This is a genomic window from Microbulbifer celer, from assembly GCF_020991125.1.
Classification (GTDB): Bacteria; Pseudomonadota; Gammaproteobacteria; order Pseudomonadales; family Cellvibrionaceae; genus Microbulbifer; species Microbulbifer celer.
The window spans coordinates 321,578-345,651 of the sequence record NZ_CP087715.1 but is presented as its reverse complement, the minus strand read 5'-3'; the positions used below and the strand labels follow the sequence as shown (position 1 = coordinate 345,651).

The 24,074-nt window shown below is 57.5% G+C and carries 16 protein-coding genes; 10 read left to right on the top strand and 6 right to left on the bottom strand.

Features of this window, described 5'->3' with window-relative positions; genetic code table 11:
- Window positions 1–580: 580 nt before the first annotated feature.
- From modA to LPW13_RS01270, 6 genes are all read right to left on the bottom strand, one after another.
- Window positions 581–1,402 carry a molybdate ABC transporter substrate-binding protein gene (modA, locus tag LPW13_RS01295; protein WP_230437649.1) on the bottom strand — a complete coding sequence of 274 codons (822 nt, stop codon included), beginning with the start codon at window positions 1,400–1,402 and terminating at the stop codon, window positions 581–583.
- A gap of 100 nt (window positions 1,403–1,502) precedes the next feature.
- On the bottom strand, window positions 1,503–2,132 hold the full coding sequence (gene mobA, locus LPW13_RS01290; RefSeq protein ID WP_230437648.1) for a molybdenum cofactor guanylyltransferase: 630 nt from the start codon (window positions 2,130–2,132) through the stop codon (window positions 1,503–1,505).
- Window positions 2,133–2,227: 95 nt separating this feature from the next.
- Window positions 2,228–3,022 carry an outer membrane protein OmpK gene (locus LPW13_RS01285; RefSeq protein WP_230437647.1) on the bottom strand — a complete coding sequence of 265 codons (795 nt, stop codon included), beginning with the start codon at window positions 3,020–3,022 and terminating at the stop codon, window positions 2,228–2,230.
- Window positions 3,019–4,242: a cytochrome c gene (locus LPW13_RS01280; protein WP_230437646.1), complete on the bottom strand. Its 1,224-nt coding sequence runs from the start codon at window positions 4,240–4,242 to the stop codon at window positions 3,019–3,021. The genes LPW13_RS01285 and LPW13_RS01280 overlap by 4 nt, the downstream gene beginning before the upstream one ends.
- Window positions 4,243–4,788: a (2Fe-2S)-binding protein gene (locus tag LPW13_RS01275; RefSeq protein WP_230437645.1), complete on the bottom strand. Its 546-nt coding sequence runs from the start codon at window positions 4,786–4,788 to the stop codon at window positions 4,243–4,245.
- Window positions 4,789–4,801: 13 nt separating this feature from the next.
- The gene (locus tag LPW13_RS01270) at window positions 4,802–7,615 is read right to left on the bottom strand and encodes a xanthine dehydrogenase family protein molybdopterin-binding subunit (RefSeq protein ID WP_230437644.1); all 2,814 of its coding nucleotides are present in this window, start codon (window positions 7,613–7,615) and stop codon (window positions 4,802–4,804) included.
- 674 nt (window positions 7,616–8,289) lie between these two features.
- On the opposite strand from LPW13_RS01270, the gene LPW13_RS01265 reads away from it, so the two are divergent.
- From LPW13_RS01265 to LPW13_RS01220, 10 genes are all read left to right on the top strand, one after another.
- The gene (locus LPW13_RS01265; RefSeq protein WP_230437643.1) at window positions 8,290–8,877 is read left to right on the top strand and encodes an ANTAR domain-containing response regulator; all 588 of its coding nucleotides are present in this window, start codon (window positions 8,290–8,292) and stop codon (window positions 8,875–8,877) included.
- Between the two features lie 17 nt (window positions 8,878–8,894).
- Window positions 8,895–10,043, top strand: coding sequence for a CmpA/NrtA family ABC transporter substrate-binding protein (locus LPW13_RS01260; RefSeq protein ID WP_230437642.1), 1,149 nt, complete (start codon window positions 8,895–8,897; stop codon window positions 10,041–10,043).
- Window positions 10,044–10,400: 357 nt separating this feature from the next.
- Window positions 10,401–11,894: a NarK family nitrate/nitrite MFS transporter gene (locus LPW13_RS01255; protein WP_230437641.1), complete on the top strand. Its 1,494-nt coding sequence runs from the start codon at window positions 10,401–10,403 to the stop codon at window positions 11,892–11,894.
- A gap of 86 nt (window positions 11,895–11,980) precedes the next feature.
- Window positions 11,981–13,447, top strand: a complete 1,467-nt coding sequence (locus tag LPW13_RS01250) for a NarK family nitrate/nitrite MFS transporter (RefSeq protein ID WP_230437640.1) — start codon at window positions 11,981–11,983, stop codon at window positions 13,445–13,447.
- Between the two features lie 215 nt (window positions 13,448–13,662).
- On the top strand, window positions 13,663–15,384 hold the full coding sequence (locus tag LPW13_RS01245; RefSeq protein ID WP_230437639.1) for a bifunctional protein-serine/threonine kinase/phosphatase: 1,722 nt from the start codon (window positions 13,663–13,665) through the stop codon (window positions 15,382–15,384).
- Between the two features lie 314 nt (window positions 15,385–15,698).
- On the top strand, window positions 15,699–18,227 hold the full coding sequence (gene nirB, locus LPW13_RS01240) for a nitrite reductase large subunit NirB (RefSeq protein ID WP_230437638.1): 2,529 nt from the start codon (window positions 15,699–15,701) through the stop codon (window positions 18,225–18,227).
- 320 nt (window positions 18,228–18,547) lie between these two features.
- Window positions 18,548–18,904, top strand: a complete 357-nt coding sequence (gene nirD, locus LPW13_RS01235; protein ID WP_230437637.1) for a nitrite reductase small subunit NirD — start codon at window positions 18,548–18,550, stop codon at window positions 18,902–18,904.
- 28 nt (window positions 18,905–18,932) lie between these two features.
- Entirely contained in the window at window positions 18,933–21,638 is a 2,706-nt protein-coding gene (locus tag LPW13_RS01230) for a nitrate reductase (RefSeq protein ID WP_230437636.1), read from the top strand.
- Between the two features lie 459 nt (window positions 21,639–22,097).
- Window positions 22,098–23,351, top strand: coding sequence for a molybdopterin molybdotransferase MoeA (moeA, locus tag LPW13_RS01225; protein ID WP_230437635.1), 1,254 nt, complete (start codon window positions 22,098–22,100; stop codon window positions 23,349–23,351).
- 221 nt (window positions 23,352–23,572) lie between these two features.
- Entirely contained in the window at window positions 23,573–23,866 is a 294-nt protein-coding gene (locus LPW13_RS01220; protein WP_230437634.1) for an antibiotic biosynthesis monooxygenase family protein, read from the top strand.
- Window positions 23,867–24,074 lie beyond the last annotated feature (208 nt).

The following is a 24,074-nucleotide window of genomic DNA, read 5'->3' as shown; positions in this document are numbered from 1 at the left end:
GCTTTTCTTGTGAAGGTCAATCCCTCGAATACAGCGGACATTTAATCCTGAAACCGGACAGATTAATACGGGCCGTGAAAAGAAATATTCCACTAAGAACATTCCCGCGTCTGAATTCATGACCGGAGTATTGGCGACCACAGTATTCGTGAAGAGAGCCGAGCATTAAAGGGAAAATATCCGGATATAGGAAATAGAGGATTCTTATTACTCGTTTTGTGGAATTCTATTAAGAACTGCGGAAAATCGCTCAAAAAACCGCACATACGGTTGCCAACGTGACAACATTGCCGAATTTTTGCCTGAAATGTGCTTAAAGCAGGCGATTTCCGACAATCCTCTTATCCCGAACATAAACGTTTGCATCGCACTTTTCATTTCATATAAGGAATTCTTTAATCAGGTATTCCAAAGAGTTTAACTTGAGAATAACCCTTTGAAATAGTTATCAGTCAATATTGGAATAGGTAACAGTTAAAACCAAATATTTGCCAGTTTGATTACCTCGATATTGGTTTTACCTGAAACCGTAATCACTGAAACCGATATCCGAAATAGGCGCCACTGATATCAATTGGCGTTATTTTCCGCGCACAAATCCGAGGTCGGATAAACGGGCCTGTACCCGATCCGAGCGTAGAAACTGCACAAACTGGATTGCCAGGGTGCGCTCGCGGGTGCTGCGGAGAATGACCAACTGATGATTCAGAGCCGGGTAAAAACGCTGAGGGACCCGCATATACTGCCCACGGTTGCCGGAAGCCAGCGCCAGGCTGTGGGGAATCAGCCCCATCTCTCCCTCCCCCTGCACCAGCATGATCTGGGCGTGGCCGGCATTGCCGGCGTAGATCATGCGGCTGCGCAAACGCGGCCAAAGTCGCAGCTTCTTCAACATGCTTACCGCGCTGTGCCCATCTGCGGCCAGTTGCGGATCGGCCACCACCACCCGGTGTTTGCCGCGGCCGAGCAACAGGATCAGCTGGCGCGGTGTCAGTTCTTCACTGGAAAGGCTGGCGAGGGTGGAAAAGCCGGAATTGTGATCGCGGGAGATATCCCGGCTGACCCACAGCGCGAGCTGACCGCGGGCGTAGGTCTGGCGGCTGGCTGGCACAATCAGGGATGCCTGTTGCAACTGCCGGGGGCGGTCGCTGTCGGCGGAGAGAAATACATCGTATTCCCCGCCTTCGCGAATCTGGCTATAGAGCAGGCCACTGGCTCCGGCGGTGACTTCCAGACGACAGCCACACTGCTGTTCAAACTCGCCGCGCAGGGCCGCGAGTGCGGGCAGGAATCCCGCCGCCACCGCAACCTTGAGGGTCGCCGGCGGGCGCGGGCCACAACTGGCCAGTAGCAAAACCGCGAGCAAGATCGGACTCAGCTTCCAGTGCAGCGGCCAATTCACAGTATGCGTCCCGGTTCCAATGGATTCATCCGCTTTCACCCGCAATCGCTTTCCACCCCCAGAGCCACGGTCCTGGAGTCTCGCCACAATTACATACCGGTCAACGATCAAACACCGCGACGATACGGGCAAAGTCCTCCGGGCGATTGGCGTTCAGGTGCCAGTCACCCACCGGCACCGGTAACTGCCTGCAGCCCAGATAGCCGTAAAGAGCACGCATGGAACCAATGGCTTCTCCGGCGGCGGCCGCATCCAGATACCGCACGGTGCGATCGGTCAGCGGCAGCCAGGCGGGCAGATAGTAGTCGCCGAAGCACACCGCCTGTTCCACACCCCGACCAGTGGCACACAGGGTCTGCAACTCCCCGGCGCCCAGCAACGGCATATCCACCGGGATCACCAGCAGCGCATCACAGGGCTGCTCACCCTTGCTGAGTTCTCTGAGCCGATGCGCAATGGCGTGCAGTCCTCCCAGCGGCCCTGCCCGCGGCACACGATCCGGAATACCATTGGCGCGATCGCCGCTGATCAGGACCGGGGCAAAGCATACGCCCGCAGGCGGCTTCACCCCTTCCAGCAACGTCTGCGCGCGGGACAATAACGTCTCGCCATCTGGTAATTCTAGCAGCGCCTTGTCGCGCCCCATGCGACTGGACAGACCGCCCGCCAACACCACGGGACAGACGTTTCTGTGGGTATTGCGGGAGGCGGTTTGAGCATTGGCATCCATGTGGCCAGCTGACACTGGTGGTATGTTCATCTTGCGGTTGTCGCTTTTTTATCTGATCCGGTTGTTCCAATTCCGGTGCTATAGCGCATGGACCGCTAGAAACGCCATACGACTAACGCCTGCACTGCACTCTCATCCACATCGGTGCCCAGTTTGTTGCGCCAGTACTGGTACTCAATACCGATGAACAACTGCTTCGGGCTTTTGAACAGCGCCTTGCCAAGATCCCAGCGAAACTGCGGTTGCGCAAATATCCAGCCTTTCACGGTGCCGAACTCACTGGTGCGATTGTGGATGTATTCAATGTGCCCCTCAATACTGAAGTCCTGATCACCGATACTGAATGGGAAAGCACCATTAAAGTCGATCATGTAGCTGTCGCTTTCTTTCGGCGCACCATCGCCGTAACCAATATCCTGGTATCCGGTGATATCGGTATTCAGGAATCCATCTCCGGGAATGGCCCAGGCGACACGTACCCCCGGTAGGAACTTTTCCACATTGGCGTCCGAGGAGAAATTGAACCCGGCCAGCACACCAAAATCCTCGACCGGTCCAAAGCTCAGATCACACCCGGTAATCTTTCCCAGACTGAAGTTTGGATACCACTCGGCGTAAACGTCCGTGTCATTGAAGCCATCACGCAGGCCATCATTGATGAAATCGACAAAGAAAAAATTGTCGCCATATTTCCAGCCGCTCGCATGCTGCAGGGTAAGAATCGTGGTATCGGCCGTCTCCCCGTTATAGGGATTATCCAGGCTGCCGTACTGTAGCTGCGCTTCGGTCGTTGACCACTCCGCCGCCTGGGCAGACATCACTATCGACGTTAGCGGGAACAGAAGCAGGTTGAAAGCGGCAGGGTTGCGCAGCCGACCGACACTTTTCATTCTGCCACATCCAGATAGCCGTGCTCCTGCAACTGGTGGCGGATTTCCGCCACATCCTCCAACGACACTTCTTGTTCGGCGCCCCCCCAGGCGGTGCGCATAAAATTCACCAGCCCGGCCACCCGCTCGTCGTTCAGCTCACGGTGGAATCCCGGCATACCCGCGCGCGCGTTTGTACGGCTCATACGCTGGGCCGGCAGGCCACGCAGTATGACGGCGATCGTATTGTGTGCATTGCCGCTGCGAATTGCCGCGTTGCGATCCAGGGGAGGAGCAAAGGGAAGGGTTATCCCGCTGCCCTCCCGGCCATGACAGGCGGCGCAGTAGGCGACAAAGTCTGCACGCCCCTGTGTGTATCGCTCTGCCGCAACCTGGGGATCGCCCCTGTCAACGGATACCGCCTGGCTGTCATCAAGCAGGTAGGTAATGATTGCATTGATGTCATCTTCAGAAAGGTGCCTGAGGCTGTGCTTCACCACGCTGTACATTTCGCCAAAGGCAGTGCCGTGCTCACTGGCGCCAGTGGTGAACAGTTGCTGCAGATGCTCCCTGTCCCAACCCTGGCGGCGCAGCGCCGCGGGCCGGATATCGACCGCGTCCCATCCTTCGAGTACATTGCCAGAGAACGTCTCATCCTTTTTCATCGCAAAGGCGAAATTGCGCGGCGTATGACATTCGCCACAATGACCTAACGCATTGACGAGGTAATTGCCCCGCTGCCATTCGGGACTTTTGTTTTCCCCCTGTGCCAGTGGCGATGCATCAAAGAACATCCAGTTCCAGAGGTTCAGACCAAACCGAAGATTCGCGGGGAAATACAGATCGTTTTTCGGCGCCACATACTCTACCGGCGGTAGCTGCATAAAGTAGGCATACAGCGCCGCGATATCTTCGTCCGTAATCAGGTAATAGGACGTATACGGCATCGCCGGATAGAGGTTTCCGTGAACGCCTTTTCCCCGCCGCATGGCGGCCGTAAAATCCTTGAGCGTATAGTTGCCGATACCGGTTTTTTTATCCGGCGTGATATTGGTGGAGTACAGGGTTCCAAACGGGGTGTGAAAGGGCCTTCCACCAATCAGCGGGCGGCCATTGGTCGCCGTGTGACAGGCAACGCAGTCTCCAGCGGCAGCCAGGTAACGACCTTTTTCCACCGCGGACTGCGCGATTGCGCCATGTCCCACCAATAGAGTGAGGAGAAGAGCAAGGAGTCTGTTCATTTATTCCTTCTCCTTCAGCAACCCGGGGGTGGATTCAATAACCTCCCTCACCGCACGGAAGTAGCGCACATATCCGGTACAGCGGCAGATATGCTCACCCAACGCTTTATCGATAACATCTTCCACCTCGTTCGCCGCCACCGGCTCACGTTTGAGACGGTCGAGTAGCGCCGTGGCCGCGTTGACGAAACCCGAGGTACACCAGCCGCACTGGAAAGAAAAATTGCGCAGGAATGCCTGTTGGATCGGCGACAGCGACAGGATTTCGCCCTCGCTATCCGTTTCAGCCTGCCCTTCGACCGTTGTCACCGTTGCACCATTGAAACGCCCCACGTTATTGGTACAGGCGCGCACCGGTGCCAGCGAGCCATCGTCACCTTCGACCACGATTGTACACGCGCGACAGACGCCGATACCGCAGCCGAGTTTGGTGCCGGTCAGGTTCAGGTACTCCTGCAGGAAATCCAGCATGGAGGTGTATTCATCCACCTCGATCGGGCCAACCTTGTCGCCATTCACTATCATCGAAACCGGAATCTTCGCCATCTGTTTCACCTCCTCACAGTATCTGCGGATTGAGCGCGCGGCGTAGTTTTTCCGGCGTGATCGGTGTGTCGGTAAAGCGTTTGCCGGTAGCCTGGTAAATCGCTTCCGCCAGGGCGGGGACAATCGGAATCATCACGACTTCGGCGATCCCTTTGTGCGGGTCCTGTTCGGATTCCGGTGGTAGAATTTCGTGCTGCTGCCGCCACACCGGCACATGTTTCGCCAGGGGCACCTGATAGCGATTAAGATTCCAGGTGCCATTACCCCCTCCCTCGCCTAGGGGCGGCAGAACTTCGTACAAGGCATGGCCGATCCCCATCGCCACCCCGCCTTCAATCTGCCCCTCCACCAACTGGCGCACGATGGGGCGGCCACAATCCATATAGTTCTGCAGTCCGTGAATTTTGACTTCACCCGTGCCCGGGTTTACGGCCACCTCTACCAGTGCAGCGGTGGGCGCATAGTAGGTAACCATCGCATTATTCAACGCGGTGCCGGGATAGCGCACCCCGGTGCGCTTCTGAACCTGGTATTCGTCGGCGCGCACTTTCTCGGCACTGCCGCCGCGGCGCAGTGCCAAGCCATCAATACGCCAGGTGGCCTGCTCTCCATTCACGTCAAAATCCGCCTCGGCCCACTCCCAGCGATTGAAGCCATGCACCATCACGCCGGTGATATCCCCATTGCGGTGGGCCTCTGCAGCAAGTTGTGCCAGCGTCAATGGCGGCAGATCCGCGCAATGCAAACTGCCCTCACGCCACTGCACCTGCTGCCGGTCAAGCTCTGGCCTCTTCCACAGGCGGCGGGCAACGGGCAACAAACTGTGCTGGAACAGTATTTCCGCCGCCCGCTGGGTCGCGTGGCTCTGGAAATACGAGGACATGGACGCGGAACTCGCCATGGCCGTCACCGGTGTCCACAGGGGATCACGGGACATCTGATCCTGGTGTTGCTGACTCATGGTATAGGGGCTTTCAGTCTGGAACTGCTGCAGGGCGTGCCAGGCATCCACCTCCCCCAGCTCGCAGTGGTCTGCGGCCCGCCCGAGTATTTCCTCGAGCAGCATGGACTGGGAGGTGCCGACACCGGTGCCCATCTCCATAAACTCAATCGCCATGACCAGCCGCCCCTTGGCATCAAACTGGATCGCGGTGCTCGGCGCCGCCGCCCCGGTGCCGTAATCCTTGGTGGCGATGGCATAACCGGTACCGAACAGCTGCCCGGGATTATCTCGTTCGAAGGCTTTCTTGCGCTCCGCCCGCTCCCGCCAGATGGGGTGTTCCCTGGCGCGCTCCAGTAATTCGCGGTAGCGCACACTCACCTGAGGTATCGCTCCCTGGGTATTGCGCCAACCGGTCTGGAACGCATTGCGCAGTCGCAGTTCTATCGGATCAATGCCCAGCTCTTCGGCTGCCTGGTTCACCATCATTTCCATTGCCGACATCGTCTGCAGCGTGCCATAGCCTCGCATGGACCCGGAGTCCACATTCATGGATTGATTGGCGACCGAAGAAATATCATTGCGCGGCAGATAGTAGATACTCTGGATCGCACTGGCACCCACCATCGACACTGAGGGACTGAAGTTTTGCCGGCCGCCACCGTCCACCTGCATTTCTGCAATCAATGCCTGAAATTTTCCGCTCTTCTTGTCGATTGCCAGTGTATTGCGCATATGGAAAGGATGCCGCTTCAGACCGGCCTGAAACTGCTCAAACCGGTTATTGGGCAAGCGCACCGGCGCGGTACCGAACAGCCCGGCAACCAGCCCGTAGTAGGGGAAAATAGAGTGGTCCTTGGCACCAAAACCGCCGCCGACGACAGAGGAATGCACCACGATATTTTTTATCTCACCAGAAAAAGTGCTTTCCGCAATCAACTGTGCAGCCAGTTCCTGGAAGTCCTGTGGCGACTGGCTGGTGATGACTACATGTAACGTTTGCTGCGCACGGTCGAGCCAGACGTTAGCCGCCTCCGGCTCCATCATCATCGGATCGACGATCTGGGTATGGTATTCACCGCGCACCAGGTGCCAATTACCGGAAGCGGCTTCACTCCGGATCTGATTGCGAATCTCCTGCGCATAGAAGATACCGCGCTCACTGACGCTGCCGGATTGATCCGCGGTGGTCGGCCACTCCGCTTTGCGATCGCGATAGCTGGGGAAGAAGAGACCATCCTGCAGTGGAGAGTAGAGGTCCTCCCCCGTGGGCCCCTGTGGGCCTTCAACGCGAATGATCCGCCAGCTGGCATAGGGATCTCTCTCGAACGGCGGAGTTTGCTCACCGTAGCGAATCACGCGAGGATTAAATTGCAGGGCCTGTTTTGCGGTGGCGTATTTTTCGAAGTCGTCGAACAGCAGTATGGCCACTGCATGGCCGTAGTAGTGTGGTGAACTCCCCTCGGGCAATAGCATCGCTTCGCCATAGAAAGGCGGCAGTTTCACTTTTTTATCCGCCAGCGTCTGCGCGGTGATCGTTGTATACGGCTGGGCGTCTGTGGGAATCTGACTCCAGTCGACACCATTGAAGCGCCGTTCAACCCGGTCACAACGCAGTATCAGGGCATAGTGTTGTTGCTGCTGCCACCCCGGCATGTCTCTGGCGCGAAAGTCCCGGCCAAATATTTTCTGACCGGTTACCTTGGCGATACCATCGGTACGGAATGCGGGGTCCTGGCCAGCGCCTCGCCAGTTCAGAGACTCACCGATGGCCTTAACCTGCCGGGCGTTGCCTAGCTGCCACAGCGCGGGGGCCGCAAATAATGTGATACCTGCAACGGTGCAGAGTTTGATGAAGTTGCGCCGATCGGGGTGGAATCCTTCCATAATGATCCTTTTTTATTGATCCTTTTTTAGCCGCAATCGCGCCCTGAACAGCAGTGATGGGGATTGAGACTGCGCTTATAGCCGCCGACACCCGATCATCCGCCTGTTTTCCACACCGAGCCCATAGAGCTGCCCACAAAACTAATAGCTCCTAGTCCGCCGAAGTTCCACACGCTCGGCGCCGAATTCCCCAACAGCGCCATCCACTCCAGGCACTAAAAGGGCGCATTGCCGTCGCGACTCGCACCGTCTGCGTGCAAAACTCTGCCAGTGCCAAGGTATGGAATCAGCACCGGGCTTCAGGGCTAGTGGTCCATGCGGAAAATTTGGTAACTAAAGCACACAGTCACAGGCTCCAGAGTGGCGTTGAAAAAACGCAGGACTAGCAGCGTTAATTCAAGCTTTTTCAGCGTCGCCCTGTAGCCTGTGACGAAGTGATCGGTTACGGGGTTTTCCGTATGGACTACTAGATTGCGGCGTCTGGCATCAAGATTGCAGCAATACTGCATAAGCTCCGCAGCGAGCGTGATACCCGGGATTACGGCAACAGGCTGGATCTGGTCGCCTCCACTGCGCTATAAAAATATTGATCTGCGGGTCGGGTACACCAGTGTGCGACGCTGATACATTCAATATCGGTTCCGGCTGCAGTTCGACTTGAAGTTTTAAATGCGATGACGACAACAATCAGTATTCTGCTGGTAGACGACCAACCCGAACGCGCCACCATGGTGGCCGAGCAGCTGACTGCTGCCGGGTACGATCTGCTGGCACAGCTCACCAGTGCCGAGGGCCTGTTGTTCCAGGTGGAGAAGTACCGCCCGGATATCGTCCTGATCGATATCGAGTCCCCGGATCGCGACATTCTCGAAAGTCTCTCGGTCATCAATCAACACAACCCCACGCCCGTTGCCATGTTTTCCGCCCGCGGTGGAGCCGAGTTCATCACCAGCGCGGTGGAAGCCGGTGTCAGCGCGTATATGTCTGAGGGTATGTCTCCGGACCGGGTTGCACCGGCCATCGAAATCGCCATGGCCCAGTTCCGCAGCTACCAGCAACTGCGCCTGTCTCTGGCGCGTACCCAGAAGCAGCTGGACGAGCGCAAGATCATCGAGCGTGCCAAAGGGCTGTTGATGGCCCGCAAGAACATCTCCGAACAGTCCGCCCACCAGACCCTGCGCACCCTGGCAATGAACAGTAATTCCACCATGCAGCAGGTGGCAGAGCAGGTGGTGGAGCATCTGCAGTCACCGGTGCGCTGAAATCGCGGAACAGACCATTGAAGCCCGCGCCCCGCTCACCGGAAGACGCAGTGGCAGAACAGAACAACAGTGAGTATTCGATCGTGACAAGCCTGCAAGCAGAAAAGCGTAACCTGAAGCTGCTCTATCTCCGCCTGACCGACAGCGCGCCCTTGATCGTGGCCCGCGAACTGGGCTACTTCAAGCGATACGGACTCAATGTGGAACTGCAGCGGGAAACATCCTGGGCCACCCTGCGCGATAAATTGATCGGTGGCGCCGCCGACGCCGCGGCCATGCTGGCACCGATGCCGCTGACCGTGAAGCAGACTCTGCCGCACTGTGAGGAGGCCCTGCTGACCGGACTGATCCTGAGCTGCAACGGCAACGCCATTACCCTGTCGGAAAAACTGGTACAACAGCTGAACGTCCCCAGAGGCTCCACCAATGGCGATCTACTGGGCACCGCACTGAAAACACATATCGAGCATCGAAAAGGCAAACCGTCACTGAAATTCGCCAGCGTGTATCCCTTTGCCAGCCACACCCTGCAGTTGCGCCACTGGCTTGCCAGTGCCGGCATCAGCCCCGATACCGACGTCCAGCTGCTGGTACTGCCGCCGGAGCAGATGGTGGATCACCTGCGCCGAGGTGATATCGATGGCTATTGCGTCGGCGAGCCCTGGAACACCCTTGCGGTACAGAAAGGTATCGGTGTGATCGCTACCCCCTGTAACCGCCTGATGCCCGCGATGCCAGAGAAAGTACTCGCGGTCACCGCCAGCTGGCACGAACAGAATCCGGCCACCCACCTGGCACTGCGCGCGGCGCTGCTGGAAGCCTGCAGCTGGCTCAATGATGGCGCCCAACGCCGGGATGCCGTGGGCTTGCTGGGCCGTGAAAATTACCTGAACCTGCCCCGGGAGACGCTGACCCCTTCATTGGATGACAGGCTCAGCATCCGTCCCGGCTCCCCTCCCACCACCAACCCAGGCTGGCACCTGTTTTCCAATTTCCAGAGCGATCATGGCCGCCCAACGGAAAAGAAAGCGCGAGAATTGCTTTCACTATGCAACGAAATTGCCTCCATAAATGAAGAGGAAGCACAAGTATTCCGCGCTGACCTGTATCAGCAGACGCTGGATTTCCTACGCAACCTGAACTCACATAACACGCGCACCGTTTGATGGCAGGGCGCCCAGCAAAAGTGCAGTCATAACCCCAAAACGGGGCGTGGCACTTTATGCTTGCGCCCCACGTATTCTCCCTGCCCTACCACAAGCCGCCGCCGCGCACCGCACAGAGCGAGTCGCACAGCAATGGCACAGATATTGAATATCTTGCAATGAAGGTCGCCGCTGATCCGCTCCGTTCCAGATTCAGACGGCACCTCAAACACAACAATAAGTGAAGCAAGACGGATAGCCGTCAGGCAACGCTTCACCACGGGCAATGAAGTCCACCGGCTACAGCACCGCTGTACCCGTGGACTTTTTTTATGCCCGCAAAACGCTCAATTGATGTAGACCGATGGTGAGAGAAGCATGTCCACTCGATCAAACACCGGTGGGAATCACACCGAATCGCTCAACCTGTTGTCTTTCCGCGGCAACGTAAAAGTACTGCACCTGACGTGGCTGGCATTTTTCCTGTGCTTTTTTACCTGGTTCAGTCACGCCCCACTGATGATGGCGATCGCCGAGAGTCTCTCCCTGACACCGGATCAGGTGAAGACCCTGTTAATCCTGAATGTGGCGCTGACCATTCCCGCGCGCATGATCATCGGCATGCTGACCGACAAATACGGTCCGCGCCTGACATTTTCTGTGCTGCTCGCGGTGGGCAGCCTCCCCTGCTTCGTGTTTGCGCTGGCCGACAACTTTGTTCAGGCGGCGATCGCGCGCTTCCTGATGGGCTTTATCGGCGCCGGCTTTGTGATCGGCATCCGCATGGTTTCCGAATGGTTTCCCGCGCGCCACTTGGGCACTGCGGAGGGCGTATACGGTGGCTGGGGCAACTTCGGCTCCGCCGTCGGCGCCATCTGCCTGCCCGCCATTGCGCTGCTGTTTGGCGGAGAAGACGGCTGGCGCTACGCCATTGGCGTCACCGGCGTGATCGCACTGATTTACAGCGTGATCTACTACAACAGCGTGACCGATACCCCCAAGGGGGCTACCTATTTCAAGCCGAAAAAGATCGGCGCGATGGAAGTGACCAGTGCCGGGGATTTCTTTTTACTGCTGCTGATGAAACTGCCCATGTACGGCGCCCTGGCGCTGCTGGCGTGGAAGCTCTCCCCCGCCGGCGTTGGCCTGTTGAGCGAGTTCTGGACCTGGGCTATTTACTCCGCGTTGACCGGGCTGTATCTGCTGGAGCTGAAAAAAACCTGGAGCATCAATCGCGAAGTATTCAGCAGCCCGCCGGCGCCGATCCACCGCTACAAGTTCAAGCAGGTGGCGATTCTCAACGTGCTGTACTTCGCCACCTTCGGCTCCGAACTGGCGGTAATCTCCATGTTGCCGCTGTTCTTCTTCGAGACCTTTACCCTCGATCCGGTGAAGGCTGGTCTGGTCGCCTCCGCCTACTCCTTCATGAACCTGGTTTCCCGCCCCACCGGTGGCCTGCTGAGTGACAAGTACGGTCGCAAGCCGGTACTGATGATCCTGGTGGCGGGCCTGGCCTGTGGTTACCTGCTGATGAGCCAGATCGGCGCTAGCTGGCCGCTGTACCTGGCGGTAGCGGCGGCCATGGCGTGCTCTTTCTTTGTTCAGGCCGGTGCCGGTGCGGTATTCGCTGTGGTGCCACTGGTGAAACGTCGTTTGACCGGGCAGGTGGCGGGCATGACCGGTGCCTACGGCAATGTGGGCGCAGTGTTTTTTCTGACGGTGCTGTCGCTGGTTTCTTACCAGACGTTCTTCCTGGTGATCGCCGGTACCGCGGTATTCAGTTTTGTCATTCTCCTGCTGCTGGAAGAGCCCGAAGGGCACATGGCTGAAGTCATGCCAGACGGCAGTGTTTCCCTGATTGATGTGGCCTGATTGACTTCGCCTGGCTCAGGTGTGTGGTCCATTGTTCAGAAGATATGGAGGAGACATGAAAGTTCATACACTAACGGGATAGAACGATGTCCAGTGACTCCTTAAATCTGTTTTCCTTCAAGGGAAAAATCCGGGTGCTGCACCTGACCTGGATCGCTTTCTTTATTACTTTTTTTGCCTGGTTCAACCATGCACCGTTGCTGGTGGCTATTGCCGACAGCCTATCGCTGACCAAGGATCAGGTGAAAACCCTGCTGATCCTGAACGTGGCGCTCACTATTCCGGCACGGGTCATCATCGGTATGCTGACGGATAAGTACGGGCCGCGTGTAACCTATTCACTGCTATTGGCGGTGAGCAGTATTCCCTGCTTTATCTTTGCGCTGGCGGAGAACTTTATTCAGGCGGCCATTGGTCGTTTCCTGCTGGGCTTTATCGGTGCAGGCTTTGTGATCGGTATCCGCATGGTATCCGAGTGGTTCCCGGCCAAACAGCTGGGTACCGCGGAAGGTATCTACGGCGGCTGGGGTAATTTCGGTTCTGCCGCGGGCGCCATGAGTCTGCCCACAATAGCCCTGCTGTTTGGCGGTGAGGATGGCTGGCGCTACGCCATCGGTATTACCGGGATCATGGCGCTGGTTTACAGTGTGATTTACTACAAGTCCGTGACCGATACCCCCAAAGGCGGCACCTATTTCAAGCCGAAAAAAATTGGCGGTATGGAGGTTTCCAGCCCTTCGGATTTTGTGCTGCTGCTGATCATGAAGATTCCGATGTATGCGGCACTGGCACTGCTGACCTGGAAGCTGTCTCCGGCGGGTGTGGATATGCTGGCGATGCCGCTGGCCATTGCGATCTATCTCTCGCTCGCCGCGCTCTATGTGTTTGATGCGAAGAAGTGTTACGACATCAATAAAGAAGTTTTCGTGAAGCTGCCGGAGCCGATACACCGTTACAAGTTCAAGCAGGTGGCGGTGCTGAATATTCTGTACTTTGCCACTTTTGGTTCCGAGCTTGCGGTCATCTCCATGCTGCCGTTGTTTTTCTCGGAGACGTTTACCCTGGATCCGGTGCAGGCGGGTTTGCTGGCTTCGGCGTATGCGTTCATGAACCTGATGTCGCGCCCGGCGGGCGGTCTGATCAGTGATCGCTTCGGGCGCAAGAGTACGCTGCTGATTCTGACTGCGGGCCTGGCGATCGGGTATTTTGTGATGAGTACAATCGATGCCGAGTGGCCGTTGTATCTGGCGGTGGCTGCGGCGATGGCGTGCTCTTTCTTTGTGCAGTCTGGTGAGGGGGCGGTGTTTGCGGTGGTGCCGTTGATCAAGCGTCGTCTGACGGGTCAGATTGCGGGGATGACGGGTGCCTACGGGAATGTGGGCGCGGTGTTTTATCTAACGATTTTGAGTATGGTCTCTTATGAGACGTTCTTTCTGGTGATTGCGAGTACGGCGGTGCTGGGCTTTGTAACGCTGCTGTTCCTGGAAGAACCGGAAGGCCAGATGGCAGAAGTCATGCCCGATGGCAGTGTTTCATTGATTGATGTTGCCTGATTCTGGATTTTATCGCGCTCCGGAACTCGTTCCGGGCGCCGAGTGCTGGTAAGCCTTTGCAGGACACGAGCTAGGCGCCCCCCCTCAACCCATCCATGGGGGCTCTGCAAAAACATCCTGTTTTTGAAGGTCCTGCAAAGGCTTACCAGCACCCGGCTTCACATCAACCTTCATACTAGTAACCACCTATTTTGAAAGATATCTGCGAAACGACATTGCCTGAACCCTACACACAATCCACGACCATGGAAAAACTGGAGTTCGCCACTGCCACCGAGTCCGGCCAGCGCGCCTATAACGATGATGCGGTGGCGGTCTATCGGGCAAGCGGCAGTGAGTTGCGTTATCGCGGTTCGCTGGCGGCGATTGCCGATGGGGTGGGCAGTGCGGAGGCCGGCGGGGCGGCGGCGCGGGCGGCGGTGAGTGGGTTTATTTCCGACTATTACAGTACGCCGGATTCGTGGTCGGTGAATCAGGCGGCGGCGCGGGTGTTGCACGCGTTGAACGGTTGGTTGTATCGCCAGAGCGGTGGTGCGGATGAGGTGCAGCGGGGTTGGCTGACGACGTTTTCTGCGGTGGTGCTAAAAGGGGCGACGGCGCATCTGATTCATATCGGGGATTCGCGGATTTACCGGCTGCGGGATGGCAGGCTGGAGTGTCTGACGCGGGATCACAGCCGTACGCTGGGGCCGGGGCGCACTTTTCTGAGCCGGGCGCTGGGGATGGATGCGCATATCGAGGTGGATTACCGACAGGAGCCACTGGAGACGGGGGACCTGTTTTGTGTGACTACGGACGGGATTCACGATTTTGTGCCGCAGCCGCTGTTCGCACAGATTCTGTCCGAGCACAGCCTGGAGTCCACGCGTCCACTGATCACTGCGGCACTGGAAAACGGCAGTAAGGATAATCTGAGCGTAGCGCTGTGCCGGGTGAATGCACTCGAGTCTCCGGAGACGGATGATCTGATGCTGGCGACCCGTCAGCTGCCCTTTCCGCCACCGCTACAGGCCGGGAACAGGATTGATGGCTTCGAGGTTTTGCAGGAACTCCATGCTTCCAGCCGCAGCTACCTGTACCTGGTGCGAGATATGGAAACGGATGCGCTGCGGGCGCTGAAGGCGCCGTCGGAAAATTTCGTCGATGATCCGACCTACATCGAGCGCTTTATCGCCGAGGAGTGGACTGGGCGCCGGCTGGATCACCCCGGAGTGGTGAAAATCTTCCCGCCGAAGAAGGATCGCCGCTTTCTCTACCATGTAATGGAGTATGTGGAAGGCCAGAACCTGCGGCAGTGGATGCAGCTGAATCCGGAGCCAGCACTGGATCAGGTGCGCAATATGGTCCAGCAGCTGGTGAGTGCGTTGCGCCGGTTGCAGCGACTGGAAATTGTGCACGGAGACCTGAAGCCGGAAAATATCATGGTGGATAACAGTGGTCGCCTGAAACTGATCGACCTGGGGGGTGCCCACGCGGCAGGGCTTGAGGAGTTGCTGCGCTACCAGGACAGTGCGCCACCGGGAAGCAAAAATTACTGTGCCCCGGAATACTTCATCTCCGATGCCGCGAGCCATCGCTCGGATATATTTTCCCTGGGAATAATCTGCTACGAGATGCTCACCGGCGAATACCCATATAAGGAGCGCTTCGGCAGCAGTCAGTACCGGCTGAAGAATTACGCCAGCCTGCGTTATATCAGCGCCTGTCAGCGTCGCGAGGACCTGCCGGAATGGGTAGACGGCGCCTTGCGTCGGGCCTGTGCTCCGGACCCACAGTATCGTTACCCGGCGCTTTCGGAAATGGTGCACGATCTCGGCACGCCCAACAAGAAGTTCATCAGCAGGAACAAGGCGCCGCTGATGGAGCGTAATCCATTACTGTTCTGGCAACTGATTGCGCTGCTGTTGTTACTGTCTCACCTGCTGCACTTTCTCTGATGACATCTCCCCTGGCACTTTCAGACAGGAAAGTGCCATCCTGGGGCGAAAAAACAAACTGCACACCAACTTGGTGCATCGCTGGGTGCGCAATCATCGTTTTTTCTCACAATCCCTGCGGATTCCCCACTATCCGGTGCCCTTCCGGAGTTGGCACAGAGATTGAATAACCTTAAACACAATTCCAAATTTTTTAGCAAGGCAACGGCGCCTGAAACTCTTCGGCAGAGAAGAGGGAACGTCCGTGCTGCGCTGACACCCGCCCCACGCCCTTTCCTTCCTGCCGTGAACTTCAGACAGCAACGGCAGAGATTATGGTTAAGCAAAAAATCGTCGTCATCGGCAACGGCATGGTGGGTCACCACTTCCTGGAACAACTGGCGAACCGCCCCGAGCGGGAAATGTTCGACGTGTTGGTATTCTGCGCCGAACCCCGCCCCGCGTACGACCGGGTACACCTCTCTGAATATTTCGGCGGCCGTACCGCGGACGACCTGGCCATGGGCAAGGTTGAACAGTACCGCGAATGGGGTTACGACCTGCGCCTGAATGATGCGGCTGTCAGCATCGACCGCGAGGCCAAAGTCGTCACTTCCGCCAGCGGTGCTTCTGAACCCTACGATCACCTGGTGCTGGCTACCGGCTCCTATCCCTTTGTTCCGCCCATTCCCGGCCACAAACACGACAAGTGCTTTGTCTACCGCACCCTGGAAGATCTCGACAAAATCCAGGCCGCGGCCAAAGACGGCAAGATAGGCGTGGTTGTTGGCGGCGGTCTGCTGGGCCTTGAGGCGGCCAACGCGCTGAAGCAACTGGGTCTGGAAGCCCATGTGGTGGAATTTGCCCCCGGCCTGATGTCGGTCCAGCTGGATGAAGGCGGTTCCAACCTGCTGCGGGAGAAAATTGAAGATCTGGGTGTGACGGTACACACCAGCACCGCTACCGAATTGATTGAGGAGGTTGATGGCGGCCGTCTGCGTATGCAGTTCAAAGGCGACAAAGAACTGAAAACCGATCTGATCGTCTTCTCCGCCGGTATCCGTCCGGAAGACTCACTGGCAAAATCTGCCGGCATTGAGCTGGGCGAGCGCGGCGGTATCGTGATCGACAATCACTGCCGCACGTCGGACAAGAATATTTTTGCCATCGGCGAATGTGCCCTGTTCAACAACTTCATCTACGGCCTGGTGGCTCCGGGCTACACCATGGCCCGCACCGCGGTATCTCTGCTGTGTGGTGAAGCCGGTGAGTTCAACGGCGCGGACATGAGTACCAAGCTGAAGCTGCTGGGTGTGGATGTGGGCTCCATCGGCGATGCCCACGGCCGCGCCGAAGGATCCGCTGCAATTACCTTCGTGGATGAACAGACCGGCGTGTACAAGCGCATGATCACCGACAGCGAAGGCAAGAAACTGCGCGGTGCGGTGCTGGTGGGCGACGCCGCCGATTACGACACCCTGCTGCAGTATCACCTGAACGATATGGATCTGCCGGAGCACCCGGAACAGTTGATTCTACCGGCACTGGATGGCGCCGCGCCCGCCCTCGGTGCCGATGCACTACCGGATACCGCCACTATCTGTTCCTGCCACAACGTGAGCAAGGGCGATATCGTCGGCGCGGTACAGGGCGGTTGCTGCTCTGTGGGCGAGGTCAAAGATTGCACCAAAGCGGCAACCGGTTGCGGCGGTTGTTCCGCGCTACTGAAAAATGTGGTGGATACGGAACTGGCGGCGCTGGGTATGGAGGTCAATAACGACCTGTGCCCCCACTTCCCCTATACCCGTCAGGAAATTTTCCACATGGTACAGGTGGAAGAGATCAAGACTTTCGACGAGTTACTGAAGAAGCACGGCTCCGGTAGGGGCTGTGAAATCTGCAAGCCTACCGCGGCTTCCATTTTTGCTTCCCTTTGGAACGATCACATCCTGGAAAAACCCCACGTTGGTCTGCAGGACACCAACGATACGTTTATGGCCAATATGCAGAAGAACGGTACCTATTCTGTGGTACCGCGTGTGCCGGGCGGTGAAATTACCCCGGACAAGCTGATTGTGCTGGGCCAGGTGGCAAAGAAATACGATCTGTACACGAAGATTACCGGTGGTCAGCGGGTGGATCTGTTCGGTGCCCGGTTGGAGGAGTTGCCGGAGATCTGGCGCGAGCTGATCGATGCGGGCTTTGAGACGGGCCATGCTTACGGCAAGTCTCTGCGTACGGTGAAGTCCTGTGTCGGTTCTACCTGGTGTCGCTTCGGTGTGCAGGACAGTGTGGGTATGGCGCTGACGGTTGAGAACCGCTACAAGGGGCTGCGTTCGCCGCACAAGATCAAGATGGCGGTGTCCGGTTGTACCCGTGAGTGTGCGGAGGCGCAGAGTAAGGATATCGGTGTGATTGCAACGGAGAATGGTTGGAATCTGTTTGTCTGTGGCAACGGTGGTATGCGCCCGCGCCATGCTGATCTGTTTGCGACGGATCTGGATGATGTGACGCTGATTAAGTATATCGATCGTATTCTGATGTTTTATGTGCGCACGGCGGATAAGTTGCAGCGGACGTCGGTGTGGCTGGAGAACCTGGAGGGTGGCCTGGATTATCTGCGTGAGGTGGTGATCGAGGATAAGTTGGGTATCTGCGAGGAGCTGGAGCGTCAGATGGGCAATGTGGTCGGTACTTACCAGTGCGAGTGGAAGACGGCGATCAATGATCCGGAGATGCTGAAGCGCTTCCGCCAGTTTGTGAATACCGATGAGAAGGACGAAAAGATTGTCTTCGTGGAAGAGCGCGATCAGCGCCGCCCGGCTACCGAGGAAGAGATCGTCAAGATTGCCGAGCCGGCCTAGTATTTTCTGCCCTGCCGCTGGTTTTTTTACACGCAGTGGCGGTGGAGCACCGGGTGTAAGGTTTCAGGACCGCTGTGAATACATCCATGTAAGCTGCGGCGCAAACATCCTGTTTGCGACGCTCCTGAAACCTTACACCCGGTGCTCCACCTTTGCATCGAAGTGTTCGGCTCCGTATTCAAGTAAATATTTTCGTCATTCCGGCGCCGTCAAGCCGGACTCGATCCGGTACGGAATCCAGCCCCACTGAGGCTGAATAAGAACACCAAAATCAAGAATTTCACCACCCTACTCTTTCCATACAGATGTGGAGAACCAGAATGAGCGAAGTTGCCATAACCCGCGCCGAGTGGCTGCAAGTCTGCAAGCGATCAGATCTTGTAGCCAATTCCGGAGTGTGTGCTCTTGTGGGCGATCAACAGGTTGCCCTATTTTTTATTCCCGATCAGGAGCCCCAGTTATTCGCTATCGATAACTGGGATCCGATTGCCAATGCCGGTGTGATCGGCCGCGGTATTGTGGCGGAGGTCGATGAAGTATTGACCGTCGCTTCGCCACTGTACAAGCAGCATTATCGTCTGACCGATGGTCAGTGCCTGGAGGAAGAGGACATCAGGCTGGCAACTTTCCCGGTGGCGTTTGACGGTAATGATGTGCTGATCAAGATCGATCAGTAAAAGTTTTGATAACAATAAGCAGTGAAAGATGGCTTTAACAGAACTGTTCAGTGCCCGTAAGTCCTGTACGACCTGTCCGTATTGTGGCGTGGGTTGTGGGGTTGCCGCGACACAGGCGTTGCAGCCGGGCGACGGTGACCCGGTCATTCGCATTCAGGGCGATGAGCAGCATCCGGCCAACCACGGCAAGCTTTGTGTGAAGGGCTCTTCGCTGGCGGATACCCTGGGTAATCACGGGCGTCTGTTGAAGCCGCAGTTGCACGGTAGTGACTGCGATTGGGACACGGCGCTGGACTACGCGGCGTCGAAGCTGCGTGCCACGATCGATGAATACGGGCCGGATTCGGTGGCGTTTTATCTGTCCGGGCAGTTGTTGACGGAAGACTATTACGTTGCCAACAAGCTGATGAAGGGCTTTATCGGCACGGCGAATGTGGATACCAATTCCCGCCTGTGTATGTCTTCCGCGGTAGCGGCGTACAAGCGCGCACTGGGTGCGGATGCGGTGCCGTGTAATTACGAGGATCTGGACGAGGCGGAGCTGGTGGTGTTGATCGGTTCCAATGCGGCCTGGACCCATCCGATCCTGTTCCAGCGCATGCAGGCGGGGAAAGCCAGGCTGGTGGTGGTGGACCCGCGCGCTAGTGCGACCAGTGAAATGGCGGATCTGCATCTGGCGATTACGCCGGGTAGCGACGGCGCGCTGTTCAATGGTCTGCTGCACTATTTAACAGAATACGGTGCGCTGGATCAGACATTTATCGACAATCACACCGAGCACTTCACCGACGCGCTGTACGCAGCAGCGGAGTGGACGCCGGAGAAGGTGGCAGAATACTGCAGTGTGGCGTTGGACCAGCTGCTGGCGTTTTACGAGCTGTTCCGCTCCACGGAAAAAGCTGTCAGCTTCTATTCCCAGGGCGTCAATCAGTCCAGCAGCGGTACCGATAAAAACAATTCCATCATCAACTGCCACCTGGCCACCGGCCGCATCGGCAAGCCCGGTTGTGGTCCCTTCTCCATCACCGGCCAGCCCAATGCCATGGGCGGGCGTGAGGTGGGCGGACTGGCGAATATGCTCGCCGCCCACATGGATTTCAGTGACGACAATATCAACCGCGTGGGCCGTTTCTGGCAGGCATCCAATATGGCCAAAGGCCCGGGCCTGAAAGCGGTGGATCTGTTCGATGCCATCGACAGCGGCAAGGTGAAGGCGGTGTGGATCATGGCCACCAATCCAGCGGTCAGCATGCCGGACGCACGCAAGGTCGCCGCTGCCCTGAGAAAATGTCCCACGGTGATCGTCTCCGATTGCGTCGGCGACACCGACACCGCCCGCTGCGCGGACCTGTTGTTGCCGGCCACCACATGGGGCGAAAAAAACGGTACCGTGACCAATTCCGAGCGCCGCATTTCTCGTCAGAAAGGTTTTCTGGAAATACCCGGCGAGGCCCGGCACGATTGGGACATCATCTGTGACGTCGCCCATCGCCTGGGCTACGGTGAAGCCTTCGACTATCAGCACCCGGTGGAAATTTTCCGCGAACACGCGGCCCTGTCCGGCTTTGAAAACAACCGCGCACAGACCCGCCGCGCATTCGACATTTCCGCGCTGGCAGAGATCAGTGAACAGGAATACGACCACTACTTCACCCCGGTGCAGTGGCCGGTCAACGCCGACAACCCCGACGGCACCCCGCGCCTGTTCAGCGACGGTGATTTCTTCACCCCCAACGGCCGCGCCCGTTTTATCGCCGTAGACCCACAGTGCCCGAAGCAGGCCACCGGTAACCAGTACCCCCTGGTGATGAACAGCGGCCGCCTGCGCGATCAGTGGCACACCATGACCCGCACCGGCCGCGCCCGCAAACTGCTCGACCACAGCGAAGCCCCCGAGGTACACGTACACCCGCAGGAGGCGCAGAAGTTTGGTATCGAAGATGCGCAACTGGTGCGGGTGGAAAGCGAAACAGGCCAGTTCTTCGGCCGCGCCCGCGTCACCGCCAGCCAGAAACCGGGCCAGCTGTTTGCCCCCATCCACTGGAGCGACAGCCTCGCCCACAACGCCACCGTCAGCGCGCTGGCGGTACCGGTTACCGATCCGTTTTCCGGCCAGCCCGAGTTCAAGCAGATGGCGGTCAACATCGAGCCGCTCAAGGCACACAGTTACGCCTGCCTGCTGTTGCGCACCAGTACTGCCACCGAGCTTCACAGCCGGCTGCAGGCGGGAGACCGGTTGCTGGAAGACACAATCCTGCACTGGTACCGGGTACCGGTTGAGGGCGGCTACCGCTTCGAGCTGGCGTTGAAACAACAACCGGACTGGCAGGCGATTGCAGACAAGCTGTTCAATCTCAGCGGCCAGCAACTCAATCGCCAGCGTTTGCAGTTGCCGAGTGGCGAGCGCTGGCTGTTGCACAGTGAGCAGATGGAGCTGCTGGTATTCACCAGCGCCGACTGGCAATCATTGCCAGACCGCAAAACCCTGGAAGACGCGCTGAACAAGCCCCTGCCGGAAGTCCCGGCACAGTTGCTGCAGAACGTTCCGGCCGGTGCGCAGATGGTCTGTACCTGCCTGCAGGTTTCCCGCAAGGAAATTGAAGCGGCCATTGCCGATGGCGCGGCGAGTGTGGATGAACTCGGAGAGCTGTTGGGTTGCGGCACCAATTGCGGTTCCTGCAAGCCGGAGATTTCTGCGTTGTTGAATACGAATCTGGCCGTAGCCGTCGGCTAATCCTCCAACATACAAACACCCTACACTCGTGGCTCGCAAACAACCACGATAGCCAAATGCGAAGGCAGAGTGCCGGGTGCGGGTTTTCAGGAGCGTCGCAAACAGGATGTTTGCGCCGCAGCGCCCAGGGATGGGTTTACTGGGGGGCGCCTAGCTCGGTCCTGAAACCCCATACCCGGTGCTCTGCCGCCACACCATGGTCCAAGTACGCACCAAAAACCCTCTACGCCCCCTCCACGCCCTCCGAGGCGGCGACGCTAGCGGGAACCACCTTGTGAGACACGCCGTGCACCCATCCCTGGGGGCTCTGCAAAAACATCCCTGTTTTTGAAGGTCTCACAAGGTGGTTCCCGCTATCGCCGCCTTAGCCCATACCTCTGTGGATCTATCAGCCCTTGGCAAGCCCCACCTTGGGGAGCTATCTTCCCAAACAAGCAGAATAGAAATAAGGCATGAGAGATGACTGACGCCTGTGCAGAAAACGGCCTGCGTTCCGTAGAAGCCGCCAAGCAGATGCTGATCGATAGCATCAACCCCATCACCCAATCCGAAACCATTCCCCTGGAACAGGCCTGCGGCCGAGTCCTCGCCGAACCGGTACTCGCCGCACTCGACCTCCCCCCCTGTGACAACTCCGCCATGGACGGCTACGCCCTCGGTGGTGACCACGACAGCTACACCCTGATCGGCAAAAGCCTCGCCGGCCACCCCTTCTATGGCACGATAGAGCCAGGCCAAGCCATCCGCATCACCACCGGCGCCGCAGTTCCCAAAGGCACCGACCGGGTACAGATGCAGGAAAACTGCACCGTAGATGGCAATCAGCTCAGCATGAGCCGCCCCGCCAGCCCCGGCGAGAATATCCGCCGCCGCGGCGAAGACGTACATACCGGCCAGAGCCTCGTTCCAGTCGGCAGCAAAATCAAAGTCCCCCACATCGCCCTGCTCGCCGCCGCCGGGGTCGAAGAAGTGACCGTGATACGACCGCTCAAGGCCGCCCTGCTCTCCATCGGTGACGAGCTGAAACCCATCGGTACCCCGCCCTCCGAACTGGGCGACGGCGATATCTATGACAGCAACCGGATTGCGCTGAAGGCGGCTTTGAATCAACTGGATATAGAAATTCTGGATCTCGATTGCTGGCCGGATCAGCCAGACAAGATTCGTGAGGCATTTATTCTGGCGCGCGACAGTGCGGATTTTGTAATTACCAGTGGTGGCGTTTCCGTAGGTGAGGCAGATTTCACCAAGACTGTTTTGCAGGAATTGGGGGAAATCGGTTTCTGGAAGCTGGCGATCAAGCCGGGCAAGCCTTTCGCTTTTGGCAGGTTACCCAAAACCGAGGGAGAAACACTGTTCTTCGGCCTCCCGGGCAATCCGGTCTCGGCTATTGTCACCCTGTATCAACTGGTCATCCCCGCTTTGGAAAAACTCCGCGGCACCGCCGACGAATATCGACAGCCGCCGCTACAGACTCGGGCACGGTTGCTGAACGCTATCTGCAAGAAACCCGGGCGAACCGATTTCCAGCGCGGCTTTACCTATCGGGATGCTGACGGTATTCAGGTTGTGGAGACCCGGGGGATTCAGGGAAGTCATATTCTTTCCGGGTTTGCCCAGGCGAACTGTTTTGTTGTTCTTCCCAGAGAGGGCGGAGACTGTGAGACCGGAGACTGGGTTACGGTAGAGCCATTCTCTGCGCCCTTGAAATAGTCTCGAGGCTCGGGGGTGGGTCCGCGGCCTCGAGTAAGAAAGCTCAGTGGCGGCAAAGCACTGGGTGCAGGTTTTCAGGACCGCTGTGTATACATCCCTGTACGCTGCGGCGGCGACGTCCCTGTCGCCGACGCTCCTGAAAACCTGCACCCAGCACTTTGCCTTCACTCGTGAGTCCTGTACTTTGAATTGGCTACTTAGTAGCAGTAGGAAAACTGATTGTGATACTTGAAGTTGCTGTTTTGGATGTAAAGCCCGGTCTAACTCAAGAGTTTGAGGCAGCTTTCGCCAAAGCTCAGAAGATTATCTCTTCGATGAGTGGCTATATCAGCCACCAGCTTCAGAAATGTCTGGAGAAAGAAAACCGCTACATTCTACTGGTCAACTGGGGAAAACTCGAAGACCACACCGAAGGCTTCCGAAAATCTCCCGAGTACCAGGAGTGGAAAGCCCTCCTCCACCATTTCTACGATCCTTTTCCCGAAGTGGAACACTACACAGCTGTTAGCCCGTAACCACTATCCACCCCAAATTCTCATAAAACACTACGAACCAAGATGCGAAGGCAAAGCATCGGGTGTGGGGTTTCAGGAGCGTCGCAAACAGGATGTTTGCGCCGCAGCGCCCAAGGATGGATTCACTGGGGGGCGCCTAGCTCGGTCCTGAAACCCCACACCCGATGATTTGTCGTCACCTCACCACCCAAGCGCGTCCCCCAACCTC

Bases quoted from the DNA above. Each gene is read 5' to 3' on its own strand.
- mobA (WP_230437648.1), bottom strand. From the start codon at position 2,132: ATGGATGCCAATGCTCAAACCGCCTCCCGCAATACCCACAGAAACGTC.
- LPW13_RS01285 (WP_230437647.1), bottom strand. From the start codon at position 3,022: ATGAAAAGTGTCGGTCGGCTGCGCAACCCTGCCGCTTTCAACCTGCTT.
- LPW13_RS01280 (WP_230437646.1), bottom strand. From the start codon at position 4,242: ATGAACAGACTCCTTGCTCTTCTCCTCACTCTATTGGTGGGACATGGC.
- LPW13_RS01275 (WP_230437645.1), bottom strand. From the start codon at position 4,788: ATGGCGAAGATTCCGGTTTCGATGATAGTGAATGGCGACAAGGTTGGC.
- LPW13_RS01270 (WP_230437644.1), bottom strand. From the start codon at position 7,615: ATGGAAGGATTCCACCCCGATCGGCGCAACTTCATCAAACTCTGCACC.
- LPW13_RS01265 (WP_230437643.1), top strand. From the start codon at position 8,290: ATGACGACAACAATCAGTATTCTGCTGGTAGACGACCAACCCGAACGC.
- LPW13_RS01255 (WP_230437641.1), top strand. From the start codon at position 10,401: ATGTCCACTCGATCAAACACCGGTGGGAATCACACCGAATCGCTCAAC.
- LPW13_RS01250 (WP_230437640.1), top strand. From the start codon at position 11,981: ATGTCCAGTGACTCCTTAAATCTGTTTTCCTTCAAGGGAAAAATCCGG.
- nirB (WP_230437638.1), top strand. From the start codon at position 15,699: ATGGTTAAGCAAAAAATCGTCGTCATCGGCAACGGCATGGTGGGTCAC.
- nirD (WP_230437637.1), top strand. From the start codon at position 18,548: ATGAGCGAAGTTGCCATAACCCGCGCCGAGTGGCTGCAAGTCTGCAAG.
- LPW13_RS01230 (WP_230437636.1), top strand. From the start codon at position 18,933: ATGGCTTTAACAGAACTGTTCAGTGCCCGTAAGTCCTGTACGACCTGT.
- moeA (WP_230437635.1), top strand. From the start codon at position 22,098: ATGACTGACGCCTGTGCAGAAAACGGCCTGCGTTCCGTAGAAGCCGCC.